Raw genomic sequence first — 10,843 nt, forward strand, 5'->3', positions numbered from 1 at the left:
AATCCGCTTTGATATAATTCAAAACGGATTTTTAAGTGTCTTTATTTTATTTATTTATGTATAAATGAGACTATTTTGTCGATCAGGGTTTCTGAGACCGGAAGTGTTTCATTACTATAGCTTGCCATATTAGCCTGAATGTCACCTTCAACAATTTTCATGATGTGATTCATTTTGTCTACAACTAGAAGTTCTGCGTTTTTGTTTGCCTGAGATAAATTTTCGGCATCCTTAACCGAAACCTGTATGTCATTGTTTCCCTGTAAAATTAAGACCGGTATGGTCAGCTTTTTAATTTCTGTCTGAGGATTGTATTTGAACCACGAGATTAAATAGGGCTGAACACTTGGCCTGAAAAGAGAATTCAGCATTGGATCGACTTTCTTTACCGTAAAACCGTTTTTTAAACTGTCGATAATGGGAAAAGTCATATTTTCAATTTGTTTGACCGACTTAGAACCAATTTGCTTTTTTAAAAGCAGATCGGCAGATTCTCCGGCTCCTGCAATCGAAATAAATTTATCAGCTTTTAAGCCGCCCAACATTCCTATTAAGGAACCTTCACTATGACCAATTACGATAATTTTAGAAAAGCGTTTGTCTTGTTTTAGATAATTTATCCAGCTTTTAACGTCTTCTACATAATTTTCAAAAACCAAATGGCTTTCAGAAACTCCTCCCGCGGTTTTACTTTCGGCAATTCCTCTCTTGTCAAATCGTAATGAAGCAATTCCGTTTTTGGCTAGCGCTTCGGCCAGCATTTTTAACGAGTTGTTCTTCATCATCGGATTATTTCCGTCTCTGTCCGTTGGCCCGGATCCGGCAATAATTAAAGCAACAGGATATTTTTTTGTCAGATCCGGAGTTGTCAGTGTACCAAAAATCTGATCTTTATTTATTTTAAGAACTGCGGGAGTTTCCTTAAAAGTGATTTCTTTTTTATTTTGTGCATTTATAAAACTCCAAAATAAAACTGTTAAAAAAAGAATTACTTTATTCATCTTTCAATTAATAAATATTGATTCCGTAAGGCAATATCGCCTGCACTCCTTTTTGTTTTTGTAATTTTTTTACCTGCTCCAGCAGAAGATAATTTTCTTCTCCGATTTCTTCCTTAATAAAGGCTTCTTTTGATTTTGCAAAAGGAAGACCAGAAAGTAAGTCATTTAGAGTTTTTTCATATTCAGGATAATTCTGAGTGCTGTATTTTTTTATTTTAGCAATTCGTGCTGCTTCCGCAACAGCGTCATTCAATCCGCCGATTTTATCTACTAAGCCAATTTTAATAGCCTCACTTCCAGACCATACTCTGCCTTGTGCAATCGCATCAACTTGTTCGAAAGTCATTTTACGGCCTTCTGCAACATGAGTAACAAAAGTATTGTAGATTTTTTCTACTCCTTCTAACGTAAAAGCTTTAAAGTTCTCATCAACAGGACGAAACGGACTGTAATTGGCTGCGTTTTCGTGAGTTTTAACTTGTTCAGAATTAATCCCTAATTTATTCGCAAGCGGACTGAAATTGGGTAAAATTCCAAAAACTCCGATAGATCCCGTAATAGTGTTGCTTTCGGCAAATATTTTATTAGCGTTGCAGGCAATATAATATCCTCCCGATGCGGCATAATTTCCCATAGAAACCACTACCGGTTTTACTTTTTTAGTGATTTCAATCTCTCTCCAGATTAAATCTGAAGTTAAGGCGCTTCCGCCGGGACTGTCAATTCTAAGAACGATAGCTTTTACATCATCGTTTTTTCTCGCTTCCTGCAGGGAGCGACGCATAGAACCTTCCCCAATTGTGTTTACATCGCCTTCGCCACCCATAATTTCGCCCTGAGCGTAAATAATAGCGATTTGATCAGTAGCTGTATTGGCTAAAGCTGTTGTAATGTTATTTTGAGTATAATCTAAGATGGAAATTTTATTGTAATCTTCCTCTTTGTCTACTTTTAGCGCTTTTCTGATGGCATCATGATAAACATCTTCATAAGCAACAATATCTACCAGACGCTGCTGTTTTGCCATTTCGGGAGTTCGGGCTAAAAGTCCGTTTGCAATTTCATTTAGTTTCGGAAGCGAAATATTTCTGCTTTTAGAAATATCTGTAGAAATAGTAGACCAAACCGAATTTAAAAGCGCCGTAATCTGCTCTCTGTTGGCGTCGCTCATTTTATTTTCTAAGAAAGGTTCAACAGCACTTTTGTATTTTCCGTGACGGATAACTTCCATGTGAATTCCCGATTTATCCTGAAAATCTTTGAAAAACATAATTTCAGAAGAAAGTCCTTTAAAATCTAAATCTCCCGCCGGATTAATATAAACGGTATTGGCTACAGAGTTTAAATAATATTCTTTCTGGGAATAAGTATTGGCATAAGCCCAGACAAATTTTCCTGATTTTTTAAAACTTTCAAGAGCATTTCTTAAATCTTTATATTGTGCCAGACCAAGAGAAGATTCATCGTTTAGAATCGAAATTCCTTTGATATTATCATCGGTTTTAGCGGCTTCAATGGCATTAATTACATCGGTTAACCCAATGCCTTTTTTGTCTGAAAAGACAGTAACCCACGGATCTTTATATTTCCCCGCGTAGTCATTATTAATTTCTTTTAAATTTAGTTCGATAACCGAGTCAGATTTAACAGAAACGGCGTCGTCTCCGCCAAAAATGGCTCCAAGAAAGATTACTCCGAAAAAAAAGAGCATCATAAAAACAAAAATACCAATTACCGTGGCAAGTACATTTCCTAAAAACTTCATAAGTATATTTTTTTAATAAGTAGCGAAAAGGGGCAAAATGTTACAAATTAGACATGTAAATTATTGCTAAGTTTTACAACGTCGTTTCACAAATATATTGGTTAATTCTAAAATAGTTTTAGTTAATTTGCATTAATTATGAAATTACAGCATCAGGTCGTTTTATCGATAGGCAGCAACCAGGGCAACAGACTGGAAAACATTCAAAATTGTATTGATTTAATACATCAGAATGTTGGGACTGTTATTCAGGTTTCCAAACTTTATGAGACTCCGGCATGGGGTTTTGAAAGCGATGCGTTTTATAATTGTGCTCTTCTTTTGCATACCAATTGTTCTGCTTATAAAATACTTAGTCAGGTTTTAAAAGTAGAAAAAGAACTGGGAAGAATTCGTTTGAATCAGGAAGGGTATCAGTCAAGGATTATTGATGTGGATGTGATTGCTTTTGATGATGAGATAATTGATTCTGAAAAACTTCAGATTCCGCATCCGCTTATGCAAAACAGAAATTTTGTACTTCTTCCGATGCAGGATTTAAAGCTAAACTGGAAACATCCTGTTTTGCAGAAAACAATTTCGGAACTTATCGCAGTGAGCCCGGACGAAAGTGTCTGCAGCGTGGTAAGCGATTTGAAAAATCCGCTGAGTGAAATTCGGCTCAATCAGTTTAATTATATTGCTTTTGAAGGAAATATTGGTGCGGGAAAAACAACATTGGCAAAAAAAATTGCCGAGGATTTTAATGCTAAAACCGTTTTAGAGCGCTTCGCAGATAATCCGTTTTTGCCTAAGTTCTATAAAGATCAAAACCGCTATGCTTTTCCTTTAGAAATGTCTTTTTTAGCCGATCGTTATCAGCAATTATCAGATGATCTGGCTCAGTTTGATTTATTTAAAGATTTCATTGTAGCTGATTATCATATTTTTAAATCCCTGATATTTGCCAAAATAACCCTTGCAGAAGATGAATATCGTTTGTACAGAAATCTTTTTGATATCATTTACAAAGAAATGCCAAAACCCGATCTCTATATTTATTTGTATCAGAATACAGAACGGCTGCTGCAAAATATTAAAAAACGAGGACGCAATTACGAACAAAATATCGAAGCTGATTATTTAGAAAAAATCAATAACGGTTACTTAGAATATATCAAATCGCAAACAGATTTGAATGTTTTGATTATTGACGTTTCTGATCGTGATTTTGTAAAGAAACACGAAGATTATAGTTATATTCTTGAAGAAATTCAGAAGAAAATTTCTAATTGAGTTTGAGATGAGACAATTAGAAAATTAATTAATTTGAAGCGCGCAGCAGAAATTATCTAATTATCAAATTGACGAATTTTCTAGTTGAGTTTGAGATGAGACAATTAGAAAATTAATTAATTTGAAGTGTGCAGTATAAATTATCTAATTATCAAATTGACGAATTTTCTAATTGAGTTTGAGATGAGACAATTAGAAAATTAATTAATTTGGAGCGCGCAGCAGAAATTATCTAATTATCAAATTAACGAATTTTCTAATTAAATTATCTTTTCAAAGTAAAATGGCCTCTTAAAATGGGCATCGAATCATCTACTTTTAAAGCGTACCAGTAATCAGAAGCGGGAAGCGGACTTTGTTTTAAAGTGCCGTCCCAGCTCATTTTGGATCTGCTTAGGTGGGCAATTAATTTTCCATATCGGTCAAAGATAGTAATAACAGCCTGAGGATAATTTTCCATTCCGGTAACTTCCCAGACATCATTATACGTATCATTGTTCGGAGTAAAAAAAGGAGGAAAAACCAGTACAACAAATTGTTTTACAGCATCATTTCCACATCCGCTTTTTTCTCTGATGTAAGCTGTCTGAAGTCCGCCGGGAACGTCAAAGAAAATATTGGAGTCCTGATAATTAACGCCATCTACAGAATATTCAAAGTAATCTTCGGTTTTGACAGGATATACAATTGCTCGTGTTCCTTCAACATCAACGCGATCAATTTGTGGAATTTTTCTTTCTTCAACCAAAATGCTTTTTCTACTCGTACAGTTCTCTGGCGAAGGGCTTGTAACGTCAACTGTATATGTGCCTCCGGTATTAATTGCAATAGAATGAGTAGTCGCTCCATTTGACCACAGGTAATTCATTCCGGGAATTCCGGCATCTAAAGTTATAGTTTCAGACTGACATATAGTAAGGGTTTCGTTGGTAACAACCGGTGGAGTATAAATGGTTATATTTATCGGAGTACGGTCAGGATTGATACAACCATTATTGGAAGCTTCGGCATAATAAGTGGTATTGGACGAAACTGTGGGTGTTGTAAAATTTGTTCCGGTAAATAAACTAGTGCCTCCCGTTGATGAAGCATACCAGTTTATACTTCCAATATTTGAGGTGGCTTTTATAATTACAGATCCCGCACCGCAATTCGAATACTCATTTTGTTCGGCAAGTGGTGGTGGTGGAGTTGTGTTTACAGTTGCAGTCACCGATTTACGGTTTATTTCACAGCCTGCATCAACATAATAAACAGCAGTTGTATTAATTATTGGTGTAGTGTAAGTCGTTCCTGTAGCGAGTAAATTTCCTCCTGTTGCAGCATCATACCAATTGATAGTTCCAATATTTGCTGTGGCATTAAATGTAAAACTTCCCGAATCACAAACGGCCGCCGGGGTGCCTCCCGGCGTAACTGCGGGAATGGTGATTTTTGTGCTTGCAGCAATTTCTAACGGACTTTCACCAGGCATTCCGCCATATTCGACAACGTATCCTTTTGGTTGATAATTATCACCATTGTTTAATGATCCGGTATTGGACAAATCATTCCATGAACCTCTAATTCCAACTCCCGGCTGGGTAATATGAGCATAATCCTCATCGCCTTGCTGATTTGGTTCGTTAGAATTCCAAAAGGCAAAATTAGGGGTTGATCCATTTGCATTTCCATTCCAGAAAACAGTTCCGGCTTCTGGACCTGTAACCCATTTCCAGATGTCTTCAGTTTCTGCATCACTTCCTCCGATCCATCCGGTTCCGGAAGCCTGTTCGCCGATTAATTTAGCTTCATCGGCAGATAAAACGGTTGCCAGATATCCTTGAAGTCCGTAATAAGTGCTGGCTGCGGCCAAATCGCGGGCATTTGTCCAGGTAACGCCAATATTGGGTATAAACAAATAATAATGTCCTGTTGAAGGCAGGTAGTTGGCCTGACCAATCGTAATAGAAAATGTTCTTGTCCCTGAAGCTGTTGCTGAGGAATTGGTAAATTCAATATCTTTTACTGCAGAAACAAAATCGGTATAAGGGATTTCTGTAGTAGGATTCGTTCCGGATAATCGTAACTTTCCTGAGGCAGCGTCCCAACTTGTTATAATATTAGGATGCAATGTCGGATTTGTTAGTTCCAGTCGGTCCAGACCATTCGAATATCCTGAAGAAATCTGAATGTAGAGAACCTGAGTTCCATTTTCAGCAGGATCATGCGTAATATTAAAATCGGTAACTATTTTGACCGAAGTCTGCGGGCAATAAAGCTGGTCTCCCTGCGCGATAAGTTTTGGCGGATCAATTACAAATCCGGCTTGGATTAATTTCTTTATATGAAGTTTTATAGTTTGTTTTGAAGAAATTGCATTCTTTTTGTTAAATGATTTAGTATTTCCATTTGCATTGGAAAAATTAAAACTTAAAACGGAAAATAAAAAAGGAATGATTAATAATTTGATATTTTTCATTCGCTAAAAATATCAATTAATTAATAATAAAAAAATAAATTTCTATCTAACCCAGTTTATTTTTTGAAATAAGTCCCAAACTACGATTCCTGCACTTACCGCAATATTTAACGAGTGTTTCGTACCAAGCTGAGGAATTTCGATGCAGCCATCGCATAAAGCAACAGCTTCCTGTGCTACACCATACACTTCATTTCCAAAAACAAGAGCATATTTCTGATTTTTTTCAGTTTTAAAATCCTGAAGAAAAATCGCACTTTCAACCTGTTCGATTGCCAGTGTCAGTACATTTTCACTTTTTAGTTTTTCAATAACTTCCAGCACATTTTCATGATGTTCCCAGGCAACAGTTTCGGTTGCGCCAAGAGCGGTTTTATGAATTTCCTTATTTGGAGGGGTTGCGGTAATACCGCATAAAATTATTTTTTCAATCAAAAACGCATCTGCAGTTCTAAAAACAGAACCAATATTGTGCAGACTTCGAATGTCATCTAAAACTAATATTAAAGGTGTTTTTTCAGATTTTTTAAAATCTTCAATCGATTTACGTTCCAGTTCGCTGTTTTCGAGTTTTCTCATTGTTTTGATTTCAAGTCATAAAAAAAGCTTCCAAAGATAAGGAAGCTTTTTGATTATTTAAATGTTTTTCAGATTAGCTTTTTACCGGATCTGGTAAAACTGTACCTTTAATTGTAAGGATTTTTGTTGGCTGACCTTCTGCATTAGAAGTCACTGTCACCGTTTTTGTAAAAGCACCAACTCTGTCAGTAGCATATTTTACACCAATAACACCTTTAGCACCTGGTGCAATCGGCTCTTTTGGAGTAGTTGGAACAGTACATCCGCAAGATCCCTGAGTATTTGTAATGATTAATGGTTTAGTACCATTATTTACAAAAACAAACTCACGTTTACCATCAGCATTGTGAGCAACAGTTCCGTAATCGATAGTTTCAGTTTCGAAAAGCATTCCTGCTCCTTCAACTTTTGCAACCTTAGCAGCCTTAGCTTTTTTAGTTGTTTGTGCATTCGTAGCCGTGATACCAGCAACAGCTAACATAGCGAATAAAATTATTTTTTTCATCTTTTAGGGTCTTTTTTAATGATGAACAAAGCTATGTAAAATTCTTAAATCAGAACCTAAAAATATCTTAAAATATTTTAATTTTTGAAGCTTTCGATATGCCGCTAAAAAATCATAAATTCGCTGTCTTAATTTTCATTTAAAAACATACTAATTTGGCAGCTAAAGATAAAGTGGTAAAGGAAACGCCTTTAATGAAACAGTACAACGAAATCAAGAGTAAATATCCTGATGCCTGTCTGCTTTTCAGAGTAGGGGATTTTTATGAAACCTTTGGAGAAGACGCCATCAGAGCTTCTAAAATTTTAGGTATAACCCTGACAAAAAGAGGCGCGGGATCTGATACTGAGACTGCTTTGGCGGGATTTCCGCATCATTCTGTCAACACCTATCTGCCTAAATTAGTAAAAGCGGGACTTCGTGTAGCGATCTGTGATCAGCTGGAAGATCCTAAAATGACAAAAACAATTGTAAAAAGAGGCGTGACGGAGCTGGTGACTCCCGGCGTTTCCTTAAATGACGAGGTATTACATTCAAAATCAAATAATTTCTTAGCATCGGTTTATTTTGCTAATAAAAATATCGGAGTTTCTTTTCTTGATGTTTCGACAGGTGAGTTCTTAACCGCGCAAGGAAATGCGGAATATATTGATAAGTTGCTCCAGAATTTTAATCCAAGTGAGGTTTTAGTTCCCAAAACATGCAAAACTGATTTTAAGAATGCTTTTGGAGAAGATTTTCATTGTTTTTATCTGGAAGACTGGATGTACAAAGAAGATTATGCTGTTGAAACACTGACCAAACATTTTCAAACCGTTTCATTAAAAGGATTTGGGGTTGAAGAACTGAAAGAAGGTATTATTGCTTCAGGAGCGATTCTGTATTACTTATCCGAAACGCAGCATAACAGGGTACAGCATATAACGGCGATTCAGCGTATTGCAGAAGATGCTTATATATGGATGGATCGTTTTACCATTCGAAATCTGGAGCTATATCATAGTTATAATCCAAATGCAGTAACGCTTTTGGATGTGATTGATAAAACGCTTTCGCCGATGGGGGGACGTCTGCTAAAACGCTGGCTGGCTTTACCTTTAAAGGACATTAATAAAGTAAAAGGCCGACATGAAGTTGTAGCCTATTTAAAATCAAATCCAGAAATTCTCCATAACATCCAACATCAGATTAAACAGGTTTCAGATTTGGAGCGTTTAATTTCTAAAATTGCAGCAGGGAAAGTTTCTCCAAGGGAAATTGTTTATTTAAAAGAATCTCTGGATGCCATTATCCCGATAAAAACCCTGGCGCTCGAAAGTCCGCAGGAAGCTGTAAAAGTAATTGGTGATAGTCTTCATGCATGTGAACTGCTTAGGGAAAAGATTAGAACAACATTGAATCAGGATGCCCCTGTTGCAATCGCAAAAGGAAACGCCATTGCTGCGGGTATTAATGAAGAACTGGACGAATTGCGTGCTATTTCAACTTCGGGCAAGGAATTTTTGGAAGGAATTGAAAGGAGAGAATCAGAAAGAACCGGGATTTCTTCGTTAAAAATTTCTTTTAATAATGTTTTTGGATATTATATTGAAGTAAGAAATACGCATAAAGATAAAGTTCCGGAAGAATGGATTCGTAAACAAACTTTAGTAAATGCAGAGCGTTATATAACAGAAGAGTTAAAGGAATACGAAACCAAAATTTTAGGCGCAGAAGAGAAAATTTATAAAATTGAAGGTGAGCTTTTTGATCAATTGGTAGCATGGATTGGGACATATATCAAACCGGTTCAAATGAATGCCTATCTGGTAGCGCAGTTGGATTGTTTGTGTTCGTTTACGCAAATGGCTGTTGAAAACCAATATGTATGTCCGGAAATTGATGATACATTTGAATTGGAAATTAAAAATGGCCGTCATCCCGTAATCGAAAAACAATTGCCTGTTGGAACCCCTTATATTGCAAATGATGTTTTTCTGGATCGCGAGACACAGCAGATTATTATGATTACCGGACCCAACATGTCGGGTAAATCAGCGATTTTAAGACAAACAGCGCTTATTGTACTTCTGGCACAAATGGGGAGTTTTGTTCCTGCTGACAGTGTGAGAATGGGAATTGTCGATAAAATTTTTACCAGAGTTGGGGCTTCAGATAATATTTCGATGGGAGAGTCCACCTTTATGGTGGAGATGAATGAGACAGCTTCTATTTTGAATAACATTTCAGACAGAAGTTTGGTTCTGCTGGATGAAATTGGAAGAGGAACCAGTACGTATGACGGTATCTCGATCGCCTGGGCAATTGCCGAATTTCTTCATGAGCATCCTTCAAAAGCCAAAACACTTTTTGCTACGCATTACCATGAATTGAACGAAATGACAGAATCATTACCGAGGATTCAGAATTTTAATGTGGCTGTAAAAGAATTAAAAGATACGGTACTTTTTGTGCGTAAGCTTGTAAAAGGAGGAAGTGCTCATAGTTTTGGAATTCACGTAGCAAAGATGGCCGGAATGCCGCAGCTGGTTATTTCCAAAGCGCAAAAGCTTTTAAAGAAATTAGAAAAGAACCACTCAAATGATGCTTTAAATGGTATAAAAGCACCAAATGATGAAATTCAAATGAGTTTCTTCAATCTGGATGATCCTTTACTGGAAGAAATAAAAGAAGAAATTTTGAGTCTTGATATCAACGCCATTACGCCGGTTGAGGCATTAATGAAATTGAATGAGATCAAAAGAATGCTGGTGAAAAAATAAATTTCCTATTTTTTTAAATTTAAACTTTAGGTTATCAGAAAGTTATAAAATAAGCTTAATTTTTTTTGTAAAAAGGCTTGTATAATTGAATAAATGTCCTAAATTTGCACTCGCAATACGAAACAAATCAAGTGTTGTGGTTCTTTATAAAATTTGAAATGCGAAAATAGCTCAGTTGGTAGAGCGCGACCTTGCCAAGGTCGAGGTCGCGGGTTCGAGCCCCGTTTTTCGCTCAAAACCATACAATGCTCGGATGGTGAAATTGGTAGACACGCTGGACTTAAAATCCAGTGAACAGCAATGTTCGTGCGGGTTCAAGTCCCGCTCTGAGTACTAAAGCCTCTTCTTTTGAAGAGGCTTTTTTTATTGTCTAAACTTGCTTAAAATAAATTTACAAAGTAAATTTATTTTAAGAATCTAAGAATCTAAGAATCTAAGAATCTAAGAATCTAAGAATCTAAGAATCTAAGAATCTAAGAATCTAAGAATCTAAGA

At 36.2% G+C, this 10,843-nt stretch carries 7 protein-coding genes and 2 tRNA genes; 4 read left to right on the forward strand and 5 right to left on the reverse strand.

Annotated elements, in window-relative coordinates; genetic code table 11:
* Positions 1-50: 50 nt before the first annotated feature.
* Together ABEB31_RS06390 and sppA are read right to left on the reverse strand one after the other, a co-directional pair.
* On the reverse strand, positions 51-1,001 hold the full coding sequence (locus ABEB31_RS06390) for an alpha/beta hydrolase family protein (RefSeq protein WP_347050519.1): 951 nt from the start codon (positions 999-1,001) through the stop codon (positions 51-53).
* A 7-nt stretch (positions 1,002-1,008) separates the two neighbouring features.
* Complete coding sequence (gene sppA, locus ABEB31_RS06395) at positions 1,009-2,766, reverse strand: signal peptide peptidase SppA (protein WP_347050520.1); 1,758 nt, start codon at positions 2,764-2,766, stop codon at positions 1,009-1,011.
* Between the two features lie 138 nt (positions 2,767-2,904).
* On the opposite strand from sppA, the gene folK reads away from it, so the two are divergent.
* A complete protein-coding gene (gene folK / locus ABEB31_RS06400; protein WP_347050521.1) occupies positions 2,905-4,041 on the forward strand; it encodes a 2-amino-4-hydroxy-6-hydroxymethyldihydropteridine diphosphokinase in 1,137 nt (378 codons plus the stop codon).
* A 265-nt stretch (positions 4,042-4,306) separates the two neighbouring features.
* Here folK and ABEB31_RS06405 read toward each other — a convergent pair whose 3' ends face one another.
* From ABEB31_RS06405 to ABEB31_RS06415, 3 genes are all read right to left on the reverse strand, one after another.
* Positions 4,307-6,502 carry an Ig-like domain-containing protein gene (locus ABEB31_RS06405; RefSeq protein ID WP_347050522.1) on the reverse strand — a complete coding sequence of 732 codons (2,196 nt, stop codon included), beginning with the start codon at positions 6,500-6,502 and terminating at the stop codon, positions 4,307-4,309.
* 42 nt (positions 6,503-6,544) lie between these two features.
* The gene (locus ABEB31_RS06410) at positions 6,545-7,081 is read right to left on the reverse strand and encodes an RNA methyltransferase (protein ID WP_347050523.1); all 537 of its coding nucleotides are present in this window, start codon (positions 7,079-7,081) and stop codon (positions 6,545-6,547) included.
* A 73-nt stretch (positions 7,082-7,154) separates the two neighbouring features.
* Positions 7,155-7,586 (reverse strand): DUF1573 domain-containing protein, encoded by a 432-nt coding sequence (locus tag ABEB31_RS06415; protein ID WP_347050524.1) that lies wholly within the window; start codon positions 7,584-7,586, stop codon positions 7,155-7,157.
* Positions 7,587-7,741: 155 nt separating this feature from the next.
* On the opposite strand from ABEB31_RS06415, the gene mutS reads away from it, so the two are divergent.
* The 3 genes from mutS to ABEB31_RS06430 all read left to right on the forward strand — a co-directional run bounded on the left by mutS (position 7,742) and on the right by ABEB31_RS06430 (position 10,681).
* A complete protein-coding gene (mutS, locus tag ABEB31_RS06420; protein WP_347050525.1) occupies positions 7,742-10,348 on the forward strand; it encodes a DNA mismatch repair protein MutS in 2,607 nt (868 codons plus the stop codon).
* A 160-nt stretch (positions 10,349-10,508) separates the two neighbouring features.
* A tRNA-Gly gene (locus ABEB31_RS06425) sits at positions 10,509-10,581 on the forward strand.
* Between the two features lie 14 nt (positions 10,582-10,595).
* Positions 10,596-10,681, forward strand: a tRNA-Leu gene (locus ABEB31_RS06430).
* Positions 10,682-10,843: the final 162 nt, after the last annotated feature.

The sequence above is a fragment of the Flavobacterium olei genome, from assembly GCF_039749035.1.
In the GTDB taxonomy this organism is placed as follows: domain Bacteria; phylum Bacteroidota; class Bacteroidia; order Flavobacteriales; family Flavobacteriaceae; genus Flavobacterium; species Flavobacterium olei.

Coding starts and splice junctions, on each gene's coding strand:
- folK (WP_347050521.1), top strand. CDS start 2,905: ATGAAATTACAGCATCAGGTCGTTTTATCGATAGGCAGCAACCAGGGC.
- ABEB31_RS06410 (WP_347050523.1), bottom strand. CDS start 7,081: ATGAGAAAACTCGAAAACAGCGAACTGGAACGTAAATCGATTGAAGAT.
- ABEB31_RS06415 (WP_347050524.1), bottom strand. CDS start 7,586: ATGAAAAAAATAATTTTATTCGCTATGTTAGCTGTTGCTGGTATCACG.
- ABEB31_RS06390 (WP_347050519.1), bottom strand. CDS start 1,001: ATGAATAAAGTAATTCTTTTTTTAACAGTTTTATTTTGGAGTTTTATA.
- sppA (WP_347050520.1), bottom strand. CDS start 2,766: ATGAAGTTTTTAGGAAATGTACTTGCCACGGTAATTGGTATTTTTGTT.
- ABEB31_RS06405 (WP_347050522.1), bottom strand. CDS start 6,502: ATGAAAAATATCAAATTATTAATCATTCCTTTTTTATTTTCCGTTTTA.